Source organism: Bacillus sp. FG16, from assembly GCF_057809515.1.
In genome coordinates this window covers 1-17,202 of sequence record NZ_JBMDKC010000111.1, presented here as the reverse complement: position 1 = coordinate 17,202, position 17,202 = coordinate 1, and the positions used below count along the sequence as shown (strand labels likewise).

Sequence of the window (17,202 nt, the reverse complement as noted above, 5' to 3'; positions counted from 1 at the left end):
TTTTTGTTCCATAAACTTACGATTATAATGTTTTGCATAAGGTTTTCTTTCTGCCACTATCGTTCCTTTTCTTGTTGGCTTTCTCTCTTTTCCTTCCCATTTATATGCATTTATAAATTTTGAGCTTGATTCTATTTTCTTAAAGATTTGCTTTATCATCTTCATTTTTTGGGGTAACTTTCTAAGCAACACTAAATAAGAAGAATCCTCAATATCGCTAAGTGCAGAGAAAGTCTTTTTATAATAACCTCTATCCAAAATCAACTCATTTAAAATTGACTTCACATAGTCTTGAATCATTTCAAATTGATCATCAAAAAAGTTTTTCGGTACGATTTGAAAAGCGCCATAATACGTTGTATCTTCTATACGCACTTCAAAATGGTATAAACCACAGCGCCATGGATAAAAGAATTCTGTTTTCCCATGCTCATATATTAATACTCTTTGTTTTTTTTCATTTATTTCATATTGAGCCTCTTTTATATTTTTCTGTCCCTCATATACTTTATTCCATATAAAAGTAATATTCATTGGAATTTCATAATTGTACTGCAATCTAATTGGTTTTAATTCTTGTACTTTATAAATACATTGAACTAATGCTGTAGTAGATGTACAAAGACGATTCAATAAAATATAATCTCCTTTCCCCTCATTTCCAATGATTAACTTTAATACAAAAGGGAGCGTTTCATTCGTATCAACGATTTTTGTTTCGTAACGCCCTTCATTTTGCATATCCATACAGCTCCAGTTCCCTACGTTTTTCTCGTATATATGCTAAAGAGTGTTCAAATGTAGATACTCTGTTTGCAAGTGCAGATTGCAAAAGAGGTACTAAGATCGCTCCCCTTTTTGCTTCTTCAGAAAGTAAAGAACCAACCATCATTTCGGTCCCTCTAATTTTCGTCAATACACGCTGCTTTATTTGTAAATCAAACCCCTCTTCTCTACTGATCATATAGGTATGGTTATTTTGGAACGGTATGTTTTGCAAATAAGTCGCAATTGCATTTGCACATCGGAAAGAAATTCCCTTAGACGCATCATGTGATGACAATACGACATGCAACTTATCTAATAGCTCTAATTCTTCTTCAGAAAACACTTCAATCATCGCTTTATTTCTCATCCAATTTATCCGAAATTCTCCTGCTGTTACTTTCAAAGGTGGGTGTAATACGACTTTCCCCTGTTCCATGCCCATCTCACAAAACGGGATTTTCTGTAACGTTATTAAGTTCGTTCGGTCTAATAATCGATCAGAGAGCTCTTTCGTTGTTTCATCAAAATTCACAGTACCTACAAATATAATATTTTCTCCAATTTCAATTGTTGACGGAATTGAATTCTCTATGTCCTGTACACCCTCATACAAGTTTAAAATACGATTTTTTGTTTCAAGTTGAAGAACAGATAGAAACGGAGTAAACCAATGCTCAATATGAGACATGTTCATTTCATCAAAAACGATTATATACAGTTGATTTGGATTTTCTTTCGCCTTCATTAACGTCCTAACTAACTTCGTTTCACTTTCAATAAAAGTACCATTTGGATGAAGGTAACCAAGTAAATCATGTGGTTCTTGATACGATGGCGAAATTGGAATCCAAACCAATTCTTCTCCATACTGTAATCCTAATGCTTCTGCATAAGTTTGCACAAAACGCGATTTCCCAACGCCCGGTATACCACCAAGAATTGTTAACATATTTGTTTTTACACTTATATGGAAATTATAAATATCCGTTTCATCCAAATATAGCCCTTTATTACGCACCATACTTTGTACATACTGCAAAAAGGAAGATTCACGCTCATCCCATTCCCATTCATCTTTTTGCACTTTTATATCTTCTACTTCAACTAGCTTACCTTCTTCATGCATTCGTTTCTTTAATTGCTCATACACATGATCACTTACAAAATACAATTGATCTTCTACCGCTATTTCTACATACTTCGTCCAATCACTGCAGTTTATATATTTACATTCCCGATTCTGTTCAAAATATGCGATTGAGCTAATTGATGACTTTAAGGATATGTTTCCATACAGTCTTCCATCGTGCCACAATAATTCAGGAGGCTCAAAGTCCTTCGGAAATTTAGGCATTAGGAATGATAAATAACCGTTGCTAAGTTTTCGTTCTAAAGACTCTCTTTTTTTATTATTTGTAACTTTAGGTGCCGGAATCATTTTATAGCTACTTGCTATTTCTTTCGGTTCTTCTGTACATATTAACTCCACGTATACATTTCCTCTTTCATAATAAAGACGAAACATCACTAATTGCTTTTCTAATTTTCTCTTCTTTAATTCCGAAAAGATTTTTTCATTCTTTTTATTGCTACATAACCCTTCAAATACATATGGTTCATTTGCAAATTGTTCCTGTAAAGTGAATGGTATTGGCGATAAGCATTGTACAAAGAAATTCTCTCCACTCTTCTCTTTTTCAGCTTTTGTAAATTTCCCTAAAAATCTCATATAGTACATTCGTTTTATAAAACTTGGCTGAAGAGCTTTATGTAATTTCACCTTAGTCACCTTCTTTTTTCATACTATTCTTAGTGTATGAAAGAAACGAAAAACTAGAAATAAAAAACCTGACGTTATCCGCCAGGTTCAAAATTAAAACGTATATTAATGAGAAGGAAATGCTTTTTTCTCTTGTAAAATTGCATTATGAGCAATTTTCATTTTAGCAAGTACGTAACGTAATCGATCTTCAGCGTTTTCATCTTTACTTTTTTGCAATTCCGCCAAATTTTCAACAGAACTAGCTAAATTCTCAATGACTCCTCTCAGTTCAGGATGATGATTAAAAAAAGATTCTTGCACTAATACTTTCCTTAACTCACTAGCTAAATCAATTATTCTAGACAACTGTTCTTTTTCTTCCATTCTCATCCCTCCTGAATATCTTATGTAGTAAATATTCTCTAAACAAAGAAAAAAGCCCTTTAAATGAAAAGGACTTTTTACATTTTTATATTTCCAGTTAATAACATATACAGTGATGTGATAGCCGCAATAATAATTGCCCACATCACATATTTCTCTGCACCTGCAAAGCAACGGTTCCCTTGTTCTTTTCTTGCAAACGTGTAAACAATAATTCCAATTCCATACACAATTGAAACGAGTAGTAAATTCTTTAAACCAGCTGCGTAAAGAAGCCATACAGAGTAAATAGAAGCAATTAAAGCTAACGCTCCGTTTTTTAATTTAGCGTCTTTTAGCTCGTTTGTAATGACTAATTTAAATTGGAATAACGCTGATAATAAATATGGTAATAAAATTGATGTTGATGCAATGAAATACATAATTTGATATGTTGATTCTGAAAACAGAACGATGATAAATATAATTTGGGCAACACCATTTGAAATCCATAATGCCATGTGCGGTGTTTGCTTTTTATTTGTTTTCGTAAAAACTTTCGGAAATACGCCATCTTTTCCTGCTACATGAGAAATTTCAGAAACAAGTAAAAACCAGCCAATTACTGTACCGACAAGTGAAGCAACTAACCCGATGTTAATCGCAACTGCACCCCATGGACCAACAACATGCTCTAATACATGTCCCATTGACGGGGTTTCTAACACAGAAAGTTCGCTTCTTGTCATCGCTCCCATTGACAGAACAGAAATTAAAATATAAATGGACATTACTAAAATAAGTCCCATTACTGTCGCCTTACCAACATCTCGGCTATTCTTCGCTCTTCCGGATAATACAACCGCTCCTTCAACTCCAATGAAAACCCAAAGTGTTACAAGCATTGTATTTTTCACTTGACCAAGTATAGCGGAAAGTGAGAGCGTTCCTTCTCCCCAAAAATCATGTGTAAATGTATCCCAGCGAAAGGCTGTTACCATTACAACAATAAATAATACGATTGGAACCAATTTCCCTATCGTTGCAATAACATTCATAATAGAAGCTTCACGGATTCCAAATAAAATTAGAAAATGAAGTGTCCATAATAAAAGTGATGCCCCAACGATAGACGCAACATTATTTCCTCCTTTGAAAATTGGAAAGAAATAACCTAATGTACTAAACAGTAACATAATTGTTGCGACATTACCTAAGATTCCTGCTAGCCAATATCCCCAAGCACTATTAAATCCAATATATTCACCGAAACCAGCACGTGCATAACTATAAATTCCACCTTCAAGTTCCGGTTTTTGTCTTGCTAACGTTTGATATACGAGCGCAAGTGGAATCATTCCCATCGCTGTAATACACCAGCCAATTATTATTGCGCCACTGTTTGCTCCTACTGCTAAATCATGCGGTAAACTAAAAACACCGCCACCAACCATTGTTCCAACTACTAATGCGATTAACGGAAAAAATCCTAACTTCTTTTCTATTTGTACCACCCCATCTGTCATTCTAGGTGTTATGTTCGTTCAACTATTAAAGTCACCTTTTTCTCTAATAGACGTTTCTCTTATATTTTTTCAGGAAAACATTACTTATTCTAAAAGAAAATGAGCAAAAATGGAATACTTTTTTGAAAAAATGTATAAGTATGCACAAAAAAACCGCTCATTTTGTAATGAACGGTCATTTCAAACATATAAATTTGTATATTTCTTGTAAATTTAACGAAGTAATTTCTCTTTTTGTAAAAATTGTTTTGCGACTTCTTCACTATTTTTACCATTTACGTTAACTTCATAATTCATTTTTCGCATTTCTTCATCTGTAATCTTTCCAGATAATTTATTTAATACCTTTTCAAGTTCAGGATATTTCTTTAACGTTTCTTTTCTTAATAATGGTGCTCCTTGATAAGGTGGGAATAACCCTTTATCATCTTTTAGCACTTTTAGTCCGTATTGCTCCAATTCACTATCTGTTGAATATGCATCGATTACGTTAACATCTCCAGATTGAATTGCGCTATAACGCAACTTCGGCTCCATCGTTTTAATATTTGAAAACTTATAGTTATATAATTTTTGCATTCCTTTATAACCGTCTTCACGATCAGCAAACTCTAATGTAAATCCTACTTTAGCATTTTGTGCAATATTTCCCAAATCAGAAATTGTATTTATATTATTTTGATCTGCTATTTTTTTCGGCATAGCTAGTGCATATGTATTGTTATACTCCATTGGCTTCAACATAACCATATTATATTTCTTTTCCATTCCAACGCGAGCCTGATCATATACTTCATCACGATTTGTGCTCTTTGGTTCTTCTTTCACGAAAGTAGATAATGCTGTTCCTGAAAATTCTGGGTATATATCTACTTCCCCTGATTTCAACGCTTCAAATACAAATGCTGTTTTTCCAAGACCTGGTTTTAATTGTACGTGTAAATCGGTATCTTGTTCAATAAGCTGCTTATACATTTGAATTAAAATTTCAGGTTCTGATCCAAGTTTGCCCGCAATAACAATATCTTTCTTTTCTGTACTCCAAAGAAATGGAGAAGCAATCATTACTACAACTATACATATCGTCAATATAACACGCTTAGAAGAGCGTTTCGGTCGTTCAAGTATGCGAAGTACTATATCAAAGAATAAAGCGAGTAACGCGGCTGGTACGGCCCCTAAAATGATAAGTGCATGATCATTTCGATCTATACCTAATAATATAAGCTTACCTAGCCCACCAGCACCAATGAGAGCTGCTAATGTAGCCGTTCCAACAATCAATACCATCGCTGTACGAATACCGGCCATAATGATAGGCAATGCAAGAGGAAGTTCTACCTTCCACAACCTTCTCCAACTATTCATCCCCATAGCTCTCGCCGCTTCTATTAGTGATTCATCTAATTCCCTTATTCCTGTATATGTATTTCGTAAAATAGGTAATAGTGCATACACAACTAATGCGATAATCGCTGGAAGTTTTCCAATTCCTACTAACGGAATTAATAGTCCAAGTAATGCAAGTGATGGCACTGTCTGCATTACTGCAGAAGTTCCTATTATAAATTCAGCCATTCGTTCTTTTCTTGTTAATAAAATGCCAAGTGGCACCGCTATAATTACTGCAAAAAATAATGAAATAAGCGATATTTGTAAATGCTCACTTAATGCAGTTAGTAATTCTATTTTTCGTTCTTGGAACGTTTGTATAAAATTAGTCACTGTTTAGCCTCTTTCCTTCATTTGTTCAACAATGTAATTGACAATATGACGACTTGTTAACGCTCCAATATATTGACCATTTTCTTCAACTGGAACGACCTCCTCATCACGCACACGAACTAACGCTTCTTGTAAAGAAGCATGTAATGATAGTGCCTGCCCTTCTAATTGCACACTTTCGTCAAGCGGCAATACATCTGCTACACTTTTCCCCTCATACCAAGTTCGTCCACGATTTCCAATGAACTCCTCTACAAATTCATTTTTCGGATTATGTATAATTCCTTCTGGTGTATCAAGTTGAACAACTTTTCCTTCTTTCATAATACAAATGCGATCTCCAAGTGATAATGCTTCTTGCATATCATGTGTTACGAACACGATTGTTTTTTGAATCTTTTTTTGCAACTGTACAATATCCTTCTGAAGCTGTTCCCTACTTAACGGATCTAGCGCACTAAATGGTTCATCCATAAGAACGATTTTCGGGTTTGCGGCTAATGCTCGCACGACACCGACACGTTGTTTTTGTCCTCCTGATAATTCATCAGGCATACGATCTCGATATATATCCGGATCTAATCCAACCATATGTAACAAGTCATCGACGCGTGCTTTTATGTCCTTTTTGCTCCATTGCCTCATTTCAGGAACAACTGCAATATTTTCAGCGATTGTCATATGAGGAAATAAAGCAATCTGTTGCAACACGTATCCTATATCCCAACGTAATTCGTTTATATTATATTGTTGAATATCTTTTCCATCGATTAAAATCGATCCTTCAGTCGTTTCGATTAAACGATTAATCATCTTCATTGTCGTTGTTTTCCCACAACCACTCGGACCGATGAGAACGAAAAATTCTCCCTTTTTAATTTCTAAATGCAATGAATCCACTGCTTTCGTGCCATCTTCATACGATTTTGACACATGATTAAATTGAATCACAAACACAACTCCTTTACTGTTGTTTCCTTTATTTTGATGGAATATGGCATTCATTTCAAATGATACGCTTTTAAATTAAAAAAGAGCTCGCATTTGAGCTCTAACGGTCGAACAATATTGTTTTCATAATAGCAGCATATTCGCGAACATACATTTTTCTCTTAGAACGCATTGGCGTTTCAGCAGCTAGTGCCTCCATCTTCATGCCTAAACGCTTTGCAATTATTTTTGTTCGATATAAATGATACGTATTACTTACAACTACCGCATGTTTCACATTATATAAATCCATACTAAATTTTAAGTTTTCATACGTATTTGTAGATTGATCTTCTATTAAAATACGACTCTCATCTATACCGTGTACCATTAAATAATTTCTCATGCTGTGAGCTTCCGGTATATCTTCATCTTCTCCTTGACCACCTGAAACAATTACTTTCGCTTCAGGATGGGAAAATAAATACTCCAACGCTACATCCAAACGATTTTGAAGAGATAAAGACGGTCTATCTCCAAATAACTTTGCACCCAGTATAAGAACGTACGGAGAGTGATAGCTCAACTTTTCACGAGTAACTTTGTTCATTCGAAAGGTCATATAAAGGATGTATAGTGGCGGTAATAATAAAATCATAAGAAAGATCCATTTGTTCATAAATAAGTATTCACTCCCTTTCTTGTTATTATATAGAAAAAGAAAGGGAGGCAGAAGTGTTTTTTCAAACGATTGATTTATTAGAAACATGCGCCGCTACTTTACGTTGTGATAGTACATAATAAATAGCGATTCCTAATGAGAAGATCAATATGCAGCTTAATACGTAAAACGGCAGCATGACTCCGACTTTAGATACACCCGCTGTAAACAACATTAATAATAATATTCGTATTCCAGTACCAATTAGGCGAAATAAGCTGTCTACACGTCCCATTACTTCATTTGGAATTTCCTCCATCATCAATACATTTCTCGCCACTCTTGTACCCGCATTTCCAACTGCATGAAAAATTGCAAGTCCATATAAGAAAATTACGGAAGGTTCAATAATCATTACGGTAATTGAAATTACATAAATGAACATCGTCATAACGATTGAAACTTCTGTTTTTACATATTTCATTATGAGTGGAATACAGATTCCTGCAACAACCGCTCCAACACCGTACATCATCCCCTCTATTGCGTATACAGAGGCATTGGCTTTAAGTATATCCGAAATATAAACTGGTATTAAATAATTTGCCATCATGACACCTATAAACGGCATATAAGTAGCCAGTAAGAACCAAAAGAGCTTAGGACGTTTTTTCATAAAGTGAATTCCTTCAAACAATTGCTTCTTAAATGTTATTTTTCTTTTTACTTCTTTTTTCTTTACGTACGGTATACATAAGAAAAGAAAAAATGCTCCAGCAAAAGTTAACATGTCTACTAACAAAATCCACTTCAAAGATACAATTTCAATTAAGAAGCTCGCGGCCGCTCCAGAAATAACTTGTGTTAACTGTCCTTGTATTTCCATCGTTCCACTTAAACTTTTATAATGTTCCGCTTGAAATATCTCTTGGTTGAACGCAAATATTGTAGGATAAAATAATAAATAATAGAATGATCCGGCTATATAAATAAGAATATAGTGAATAGAATGATAAGGTTGCCCCGCAAATCCCCATATAACCATTATTCCAATTACGGCAATTCCGATTCCTTCGTTACATAGCAATAAAGATTTTCTTGAAAAACGATCAATACTTTGCCCAATGAATGGTGTTAATAAAAACATAATGAGGGTTGCAATGATAGAAACATAACCAAATGTTGTCTCTCCTCCACTCTCTTTAATTAACAGCCAAGGAATCGTTATCATAACAATTCCGGAACCAATAGCAGATAGACTATTGGCCCCTAGAATGTAATACAAGCGAGAATCATGATAAAGTGAGGACATATCACTCCACTCCTAGTTGCTTTTTCACCTCTTTATATACGCTCATATATGCTTTTAATTCTTTAACTACATCATGAATTAATGGTTTGGCATCTTCCCCAAGTTCACCATCTTGCACATGTAATCCATCAAGCACAACTTGTTTTGGAATGGCATTTGCATAAACACCTCTAGCGACCGTTCGCATGCTGTTTAATGCATTTATTCCACCTTTACCGCCACCAGCAACCGCTAACAATGCAACTGGTTTATGAATAAATTCACTACTACTTAAGTAATCTAAAGAGTTTTTCAGCGCACCGCTCATCGCATTATGATATTCTGGTGTACATAATACAACCCCATCCGCAGCTTTCACTAACGTTTTCAATTTTTTTACTGCCTCTAAATCACGTTGTGACTCTTCTCCATTGTATAAAGGTAACTCCTCAATTGCTAAATCATATAATTCCCCTTCAAATTGATCCGCAATATATTTTGCCACCACGCGAGTTCTACCAAATTTTCTTGGTGTACCGTTAATAACGACTAGTTTCATGATTATTTCTCCCCTTTGTTTTCAAGTTCTACTTATATATTATCAGAAATTTCTATACAAAACACAATATAAAGAGTTAACTTGTTTCATAAAATAGTATGATAAACAAAAAAGAACTCATACTTTCGTATGAGTTTCGCACAATTACTTCGTTTCATCTCTCAGACTCAATGTACCTAAACTTTCATTTGCTTCAAAATGATTATATGCTTTTCCCGCTAATTTTTTCCGTTCTTCTGGTAATTCTATATATTTCATTACGTTTTCAATTATTTTTTCGTACGGAGTAAATACAATTCCCGGCCACTCTACCTCATCTTCTGGATTACTATTTTCGGAAATAATAAATTTCTTATTTGCGACTGCATAAGACACGCGAGGTGTTTCAAGAATTCCTGATAAGTAAAAATGAATATTTAATATAATTTTAGCTCTAGCAATCAATTCATTTCTAACAATTCCCCACGCATTATTTTTAAAAACTATATTTAAATTCGGGGCAATCGCTTTTAGATGATCAAAAATAGCTTGCCGCCTCGGATTAAGAGCACCTATAAACAGAATATCAATATCTTCAGTAATGTCATCTTCAAATGCATCTTTTTTTATTTCCAAAGTTGGAGCATAGTTCATTTTTACATGTTTTATTTCTTTTCCTACCCCTTTTTGTTTTAGCCATTCTATATTTTGTTTACTATAATCCCAAATCACTCTATCTTTTAATAATATTAAATAAAGGGGGTGCGCATATGGACTTCCTTCGTATAGCTGTTCTAAATTATAAATAATTGCATCTTTCGGAAGAAGATTCGGGTTATATGCGTATGTATGTGCTCCAAAAACAACTGTATTCTTTACATTTTCCAGTATTGTTTCTGATATAATTACTGTATTTCCCTCCTGCTCCAACCGCCACTTTAAAGCTCGCGCAACATCTATGAAACTACCGTATGTCTTTGGGCATATAAAAAGACAATAATCATATTCTTTATTCAAATAAGCTTCCATTAATTTTAAATTATTTTTATATAAATCTACATCCGGATGTTTAAGTACTAACTCATTTGCATGTTTTCTTGCTACTTTATATAATCCAGCATAATAAGCAGCGATGCATCTTCTTAATTCGATTCTTTCACGATGTTCATCTAATACATCCATGTTTAAAAGAAGATTTGCGATACAATACGCTTTTAAATGATCACGATCATAATAATAGTCTAGTAGTGGCATCAATTCTTCATACGTATTTCCATGCACCGATTCTCCTAGTTCAATCGCCCATCGCATTAATTCCATGATTACTCCACTACTCCTTTAACCGAAAATGTATTTAATAAAATTTCGCATTATTCTCTACTATATTTGCTATATGAAATGGAATCTCTTCTTTAATCGATTCCAAATACTTTTGCGACACGGCCCCTAAATGTTTTTTATGAGGTATATAGAAAGCACTAATAGAAATTTCATAGTCAAATAAGTAATCATACACATGATAATCTACAAATAGAAGATCATCCTTTGGAAAAGGAATTTCCTTCCCTTGCAGAGCATACATCAAAGCAATATTGTTTTGAGATCGTAATCGATACAACCTTGCAAGTTGATATAATGGCTCAGCCCGAGTTGGTCTATATTCCCACGCTTTTTGAAAATAAAAAACAGCTAATGCTAAATATTGCTCTTCTTGCCCTTTAACATTTTCTTTTTCATCAGCATCTGTCACTTCATTTTGTTTATTTGCTGAACGATTTGCTAACTGCTCATAACAAAATCCTATTCGCAATAACGAATAGAATACCTCTTCAACCCATCCCCCTGCTTCCACTCGTTTTTTATACCATTTAATCGAATCTTCAAATTGACTTAAATGAAAATAAGTCTGGGCTAAATAAAATAAATATCTTATATGCAAATCTGGCGTTGTTTCTGGGTCATTTATCCCCTGTAACAACAACCTCTCATCTCTTTCAAATTTATCAGCTTTACTCCCCCCATCTCCGGGATCATTCACGACAAGAGTCTCTAACCGATCTACCCTCGTATTGTAATTCGCTCCAACTTTTGAACGATCTATATCCCAATACTCATGAGTAACACCGACAGATTTCCATGGTAAAGAAGCTTTTAATAGACGTGTAAGCCAATATTTAATATGAACATCATATTGCAATGTAAGATAATGATCTTCCGTTAAGCTCGTTTTATCGAAATTCGGATCAACCTCTAAAATCATATCCGCATCTAATATTAATAAATAATCCGCTTCTGGATATGTTTTTTGCGCTAATGAAACTGCTAAGCTTCTGTTATAACCAAAGTTTTTAAACGGCTCATGATGAACTGTCCCAGGTATCTCATTTTCCTTACACCAATTTTCTATAATTTCAGGCGTATTATCCGTCGATCCAGTATCACAAATAGAAACATAATCTACAATTGATTTTGTTGCATTTAAACATCTTTCCATAATTCTAGACTCATTTTTGACAATCATACAAAGACATAACTTTTTTTCTTCCTTTACAGACTTCACTTGCTCATTTCCCATTTAACCACCTCATATTTTATTAACACGCTCTTCTCATATGTAACAACATTTTTTAGCTATACTGATGACATAAGCACCCTTTTACTATTTATGAAAACTTCATTTTATTTATTCTTACTTTTATGTTGGGACATATTTCATGCTTCGCTTTATATTTGATACAATCAATACAAAAAAACATAATACGGGAATCCGTACATTTCAAAGTCTAAGAGGAGGTTATATTTTGTTGGATTACATTTGGCTAAATGACAAATCACCAATTTTAGAACAACTACCAAGTAATTTTAAATCTGCAGCTATATTGCTACATCCATTTGTCCAAATGCCTTTAGGATGGGAAAAGTCTGTGAGAAAAAGACCATATGAGCACATCTATCCTAGCGCTGAAGAAATCATTCACAATGGGAAATCCGTTTCTTGGAAGGAAATGATGTCTTGTAGTGGATTACATTCATACGCAGACCTAGCAATGGCCATGTTGACTTCCATTAGTGTCTTTTCAGAAGAATATAAAAGAGAGGATTTAGCTGAAAAGCTACATTCAAACTTAAAAAAAGATCTTTATTATCCAACAGAAGATTATACGTCTATATTTTTATTACACAAATTACTTAAACTCCTCGGTTCTAAAGGTGCAAAAAATCTATATTTCTCTGAACCAATTCTTGATACAAACGGATTATTACAGGTAAATAATACTACTCCATTAAATATTTGGGACATTAGCAATAATGAGTTAATTATTACTGGAGAAGACAATGAGTATGCGTTTATGAGTATATACGATTCCTTTACAACCTTATTATTAGCTAAAGAAGAAAATATAGAATATATTGTTCAATCAATGAATGTTGAAGCTGTCATTTGTGACAAAAAAACGATGATTGATTGGTATTTTTAAATTAGTAATTTCTTAAACTACAAAAAAGAAACTTGCGCTTATGCACAAGTTTCTTTTCAAAAACATCCTTATTTTTTTACAACTTCATGTCCACCGAACTGATTACGTAGTGCTGAAACTACTTTTCCATGGAATGTATCATCTTCCTGAGAACGATAGCGCATAAATAATGACATCGCGATTACTGGTGCCGCTGCTTGTAACTCAAGCGCAGTTTCAACAGTCCATTTCCCTTCTCCTGAAGAGTTCATTACACCTTTAATGCCATCAAGTTTAGGATCATCTGCAAATGCTTTTTCAGTTAAGTCCATTAACCAACCGCGGATTACTGATCCGTTCGCCCATACTTTTGCAACATCTTCATAATTGAAATCAAAGTCACTCTTATCTAGTACTTCAAATCCTTCAGCGATTGCTTGCATCATGCCGTACTCAATACCGTTATGAACCATTTTTAAGAAATGACCACTACCAACGCGGCCAGCATAAGAATAGCCATTTTCTACTGCTAAATCTTTAAATAAAGGTTCTAATTGGTCATAAATTTCTTTTTCTCCACCAACCATTAAACAAGCACCGCATCTAGCTCCTTCTACACCGCCAGATGTACCGATATCTACATAATGTAATCCGAAGCTTTTTGCTTCTTCAGCACGGCGTAACGTATCTTTATAGAATGAATTTCCACCTTCAATAACGATATCACCTTCATCTAATAACGGATACACATCTTTTAATACTGACTCTACAACTTCTCCTGCAGGCACCATTACCCAGATCGTACGAGGAGCTTCTAATTCAGCGATCATTTCTTTTAATGTATGACGTGCAGTAATTCCTAGTTTTCCTGCCTTTTCTACAAGCTCTTTATTTACATCGTATACAACTACTTCATACTTGTCTTCATGTAAGTGTTCAGCTAATGGGAATCCCATTTTTCCTAATCCAATTAAACCTAGTTTCATATTAATCAATCTCCCATTCTATACAAATATATTTAATATCGAAATTAATCCAAGTGCTACAACTGATAGTATAGTCTCCATTGCGGTCCATGTTAATAATGTTTCTTTCACAGTCATTCCGAAATATTCTTTAATCATCCAAAATCCCGAATCATTCACGTGTGATAAAATTAATGACCCTGCGCCTGTTGCAAGTGCTAGTAATTCAACATTTACACCAGGTGTACTTGCTGCAATCGGCGCAACAATACCAGCTGCTGTCATCATAGAAACAGTTGCCGATCCTGTTGCAACTCGGATAAGTGCAGCAATTCCCCATCCAAGTAATATTGGTGAAATATGTGATTCTTTCGCCATTTCAGCAATTGTAGTACCAATTCCAGAATCTAATAACACCTTATTAAATGCACCACCAGCACCAATTACTAACAGTATGTTTGCAATCGGCCCAAGGCAATCATTTGTAAATTGTAATACTTTATCTTTAGAAAATCCTTTTGCATAACCAAGGCTAAAGAAAGAATAAATCGTTGCAATTAATAAAGCGACTATTGGATCTCCAATAAAGTGTAACACTTGTGCAAGTTGACTCGTTTTATGTAACGCTACTTCAGCAATGGATGCACCAAGCATAAGAAATACTGGAAGTAAAATAGTAAACAATGTATTTCCGAAGCTAGGAAGTTCTTTCTTCTTATCTCTTTCAATAAATTGCTCCGCTATATCTAATGGTACTTCCTTATGGATACGAGCACCAATCCATTTCCCGTAAAGTGGACCTGAAATAATTGCAGTTGGAAGTCCGACAATTAACGCATATAAAATTGTCTTCCCTACATCTGCTTTAAAAATACCAACTGCCGCCATTGCCGCTGGATGCGGTGGAACAAGTCCGTGTACGACTGACAGTCCTGCTACTAGCGGAATACCGATTGTAATAAGTGATACCCCAGTTTCTAACGCAATTGTAAATACTAACGGAATTAATAGGACAAATCCAACTTGGAAAAATACCGGAATACCTACTAAAAATGCAACGAACATCATCGCCCAGTGAACTCGTTTCTTCCCAAAACGATTAATTAATGTGTTAGCGATCCGTTCAGCACCGCCAGATTCGGCCATCATTTTTCCAAGCATCGTTCCTAGCGCTAAAACTATTGCTAAAAAGCCTAACGTATTACCAAGCCCTAGTTTAATAGAATCAATAATCCCTGGATCTTTTGGTGAAGTTCCAATTAAAGGCATTCCCATTGCCAATCCTACACCAATTGCTGTTAAAATTAATGCGACAAATGGATGCCATTTTACTACCGTAATAAGTAAAAGTAGTATGACAACTGCCGCTAGTACGATCCCAACTACCATTTCTCCCAATCCCCCTATTGTTTACGTTGGAAAGCAGCTATACAATCAAATTCTTCTTTCAAACGATTGTAAAGTCGTTCATACATATAAAACATTTCTAAATATATAGCCGTATTTTCTTTATTCGGTACATGATGATGGACAATATCAATCCAATCCTTTACCTCTTCAAGAGAATCAATTTTTCCTACAGCATATAAAGCAACTGCCGCTGCCCCAAGCGCAGATGCTTCATGACTTTCAGGTACAAGCAATTCTTTCCCCGTCATATCGGACAACATTTGTCTCCAAAATGCAGATTTCGCAAACCCTCCTGAAACTCGTATTTCAGTAAGTGGCCCTGTACAGTCCCTGATTGCGAGTGCTACTGAATATACACTCATACAAACACCTTCCATCACTGCACGTATAAAATGCTCTCGCTTATGTTGAAGATTGATTCCAAAGAATGTACCACGAGCATTTGCATTCCAGTAAGGTGCGCGTTCTCCAGATAAGAAAGGTAAAAACAATAGCCCATCCGCTCCAGCTGGTACGCTTTCTGCATATTTAATTAATAAATCATAAGGATCAATTCCGAGCTTCCTTGCAACTTCTTGCTCTGGACTACCAAATTCATCACGTAACCATCTCAGTAATATTCCACCATTATTCGTTGGACCACCGATTACCCAGTGCTCATCTGTTAATGCGTAACAAAACGTTCTACCTTTCTCATCTGTATTTATATTTGATGAGATTGTTCGAACCGCACCACTCGTTCCAATCGTAATTGCAGCCGCACCCGGTGATATCGCCCCAACTCCTACATTTGCAAGAACCCCATCACTTGCTCCGATGACAATTGGTGTCTCTGCACTTATCCCCATCTTCTGTGCTAATTCTGGCTTCATACCTGATAAAATATATGTAGTTGGTACAGGGGTTGATAATTGTTCTGGTGACATATGTAACATCGTTAAAACATCTTCATCCCAATTTAATGTTTCTAAATTAAATAACCCCGTAGCAGAAGCAATCGAATAATCAACTACGTAGCGTGAAAATAATTGGTAAATCACATACTCTTTAATGGAAATAAATTTATAAGCACTTGTATATAACTCTGGTTCCTCTTCTTTCATCCATAACAATTTAGAAAGTGGTGACATTGGATGGATCGGTGTACCTGTACGTCTATAAATTTCATGCCCATTCATTTGATGTAATAATTTTTCTGATTGCTTCGTACTTCGATTATCTGCCCAAATGATAGAACGCGTTAATGGCGTACCATTTTCATCTACTGCAATTAATGCGTGCATAGCTGCACTAATACCGATCGAAGAAATATCTTCTGGTAATACATTACCCTTTTCAATGGCAACGCTTACACTTTTGTATACAGCGGCACATATTACATCAGGATCTTGCTCAGCCCATCCTACGTTCGGTTGAATAATTGGGTAATCGATTGCATGTGATGCAATAACTTTTCCTGTTTCTGTAAAAACAACCGTTTTCGTACTTGTGGTACCGATATCAATCCCGATTACTCTCCCCCTTGTTTCCATGCGAATCTTCCCTTCATTTCTAGCAAAATACGATTTAGTAAACCGTTTACATGAATTAGTATATAAAATATTTTTTCATTTATCAAGTTATAAAAAGAAAATTTTTTTCATAACAAAAAGTAAATCCCCTCATTCCATTTCACTTATATACTAAATTTAGCTTTTCCGTGCGGTAAAATTACGTTATATTGCGTTACGCAATACACTCTTTCCTCTCATTATAAATGCTAGTTTAAATGTACACATTAACACTTGAATAATCATGTACATTTT

General features: G+C 34.8%; 14 protein-coding genes and 1 pseudogene. 1 reads left to right on the top strand and 14 read right to left on the bottom strand.

Annotation, left to right across the window (positions count from 1 at the left end):
• From ACODS7_RS27030 to ACODS7_RS26980, 11 genes and pseudogenes are all read right to left on the bottom strand, one after another.
• A pseudogene (locus tag ACODS7_RS27030) lies at positions 1-741 on the bottom strand (hypothetical protein); the annotation flags it as partial.
• Complete coding sequence (locus tag ACODS7_RS27025) at positions 731-2,548, bottom strand: DUF8727 domain-containing protein (RefSeq protein ID WP_016081759.1); 1,818 nt, start codon at positions 2,546-2,548, stop codon at positions 731-733. The pseudogene ACODS7_RS27030 and the gene ACODS7_RS27025, both read right to left, overlap by 11 nt.
• Positions 2,549-2,653: 105 nt before the next feature.
• Positions 2,654-2,914 carry a hypothetical protein gene (locus ACODS7_RS27020; protein ID WP_000391447.1) on the bottom strand — a complete coding sequence of 87 codons (261 nt, stop codon included), beginning with the start codon at positions 2,912-2,914 and terminating at the stop codon, positions 2,654-2,656.
• A gap of 77 nt (positions 2,915-2,991) precedes the next feature.
• Positions 2,992-4,419, bottom strand: coding sequence for a basic amino acid/polyamine antiporter (locus tag ACODS7_RS27015; protein WP_243168113.1), 1,428 nt, complete (start codon positions 4,417-4,419; stop codon positions 2,992-2,994).
• 213 nt (positions 4,420-4,632) lie between these two features.
• Positions 4,633-6,144, bottom strand: a complete 1,512-nt coding sequence (locus ACODS7_RS27010) for an ABC transporter permease/substrate-binding protein (protein WP_043936536.1) — start codon at positions 6,142-6,144, stop codon at positions 4,633-4,635.
• A 3-nt stretch (positions 6,145-6,147) separates the two neighbouring features.
• Positions 6,148-7,095, bottom strand: a complete 948-nt coding sequence (locus tag ACODS7_RS27005) for an ABC transporter ATP-binding protein (protein WP_029442228.1) — start codon at positions 7,093-7,095, stop codon at positions 6,148-6,150.
• Between the two features lie 100 nt (positions 7,096-7,195).
• A complete protein-coding gene (locus ACODS7_RS27000; RefSeq protein WP_043936538.1) occupies positions 7,196-7,753 on the bottom strand; it encodes a YdcF family protein in 558 nt (185 codons plus the stop codon).
• A 64-nt stretch (positions 7,754-7,817) separates the two neighbouring features.
• Positions 7,818-9,047 carry an MFS transporter gene (locus ACODS7_RS26995; protein WP_016081764.1) on the bottom strand — a complete coding sequence of 410 codons (1,230 nt, stop codon included), beginning with the start codon at positions 9,045-9,047 and terminating at the stop codon, positions 7,818-7,820.
• 1 nt (position 9,048) lies between these two features.
• Complete coding sequence (locus tag ACODS7_RS26990) at positions 9,049-9,585, bottom strand: NADPH-dependent FMN reductase (protein WP_000780355.1); 537 nt, start codon at positions 9,583-9,585, stop codon at positions 9,049-9,051.
• 144 nt (positions 9,586-9,729) lie between these two features.
• A complete protein-coding gene (locus ACODS7_RS26985) occupies positions 9,730-10,884 on the bottom strand; it encodes a CgeB family protein (protein ID WP_000422334.1) in 1,155 nt (384 codons plus the stop codon).
• Positions 10,885-10,918: 34 nt separating this feature from the next.
• Positions 10,919-12,139, bottom strand: coding sequence for a glycosyltransferase (locus ACODS7_RS26980; RefSeq protein WP_088114349.1), 1,221 nt, complete (start codon positions 12,137-12,139; stop codon positions 10,919-10,921).
• A gap of 139 nt (positions 12,140-12,278) precedes the next feature.
• Here ACODS7_RS26980 and ACODS7_RS26975 point away from each other — a divergent pair, with 139 nt between their 5' ends.
• Positions 12,279-13,043, top strand: a complete 765-nt coding sequence (locus tag ACODS7_RS26975; RefSeq protein ID WP_243168114.1) for a DUF2711 domain-containing protein — start codon at positions 12,279-12,281, stop codon at positions 13,041-13,043.
• A gap of 68 nt (positions 13,044-13,111) precedes the next feature.
• Here ACODS7_RS26975 and gnd read toward each other — a convergent pair whose 3' ends face one another.
• Genes gnd through gntK form a run of 3 tightly spaced genes read right to left on the bottom strand, consistent with a single transcriptional unit; the run spans position 13,112 to position 16,929 of the window.
• Positions 13,112-14,008, bottom strand: a complete 897-nt coding sequence (gene gnd, locus ACODS7_RS26970) for a phosphogluconate dehydrogenase (NAD(+)-dependent, decarboxylating) (protein WP_243168115.1) — start codon at positions 14,006-14,008, stop codon at positions 13,112-13,114.
• An 18-nt stretch (positions 14,009-14,026) separates the two neighbouring features.
• Positions 14,027-15,376, bottom strand: coding sequence for a GntP family permease (locus ACODS7_RS26965; RefSeq protein WP_000260205.1), 1,350 nt, complete (start codon positions 15,374-15,376; stop codon positions 14,027-14,029).
• 14 nt (positions 15,377-15,390) lie between these two features.
• Positions 15,391-16,929 carry a gluconokinase gene (gene gntK / locus ACODS7_RS26960; RefSeq protein ID WP_243168116.1) on the bottom strand — a complete coding sequence of 513 codons (1,539 nt, stop codon included), beginning with the start codon at positions 16,927-16,929 and terminating at the stop codon, positions 15,391-15,393.
• Positions 16,930-17,202 lie beyond the last annotated feature (273 nt).

Coding starts and splice junctions, on each gene's coding strand:
- ACODS7_RS27020 (WP_000391447.1), bottom strand. CDS start 2,914: ATGGAAGAAAAAGAACAGTTGTCTAGAATAATTGATTTAGCTAGTGAG.
- ACODS7_RS27015 (WP_243168113.1), bottom strand. CDS start 4,419: ATGACAGATGGGGTGGTACAAATAGAAAAGAAGTTAGGATTTTTTCCG.
- ACODS7_RS27000 (WP_043936538.1), bottom strand. CDS start 7,753: ATGAACAAATGGATCTTTCTTATGATTTTATTATTACCGCCACTATAC.
- ACODS7_RS26995 (WP_016081764.1), bottom strand. CDS start 9,047: ATGTCCTCACTTTATCATGATTCTCGCTTGTATTACATTCTAGGGGCC.
- ACODS7_RS26990 (WP_000780355.1), bottom strand. CDS start 9,585: ATGAAACTAGTCGTTATTAACGGTACACCAAGAAAATTTGGTAGAACT.
- ACODS7_RS26985 (WP_000422334.1), bottom strand. CDS start 10,884: ATGGAATTAATGCGATGGGCGATTGAACTAGGAGAATCGGTGCATGGA.
- ACODS7_RS26980 (WP_088114349.1), bottom strand. CDS start 12,139: ATGGGAAATGAGCAAGTGAAGTCTGTAAAGGAAGAAAAAAAGTTATGT.
- ACODS7_RS26975 (WP_243168114.1), top strand. CDS start 12,279: ATGCTTCGCTTTATATTTGATACAATCAATACAAAAAAACATAATACG.
- gnd (WP_243168115.1), bottom strand. CDS start 14,008: ATGAAACTAGGTTTAATTGGATTAGGAAAAATGGGATTCCCATTAGCT.
- ACODS7_RS26965 (WP_000260205.1), bottom strand. CDS start 15,376: ATGGTAGTTGGGATCGTACTAGCGGCAGTTGTCATACTACTTTTACTT.
- gntK (WP_243168116.1), bottom strand. CDS start 16,929: ATGGAAACAAGGGGGAGAGTAATCGGGATTGATATCGGTACCACAAGT.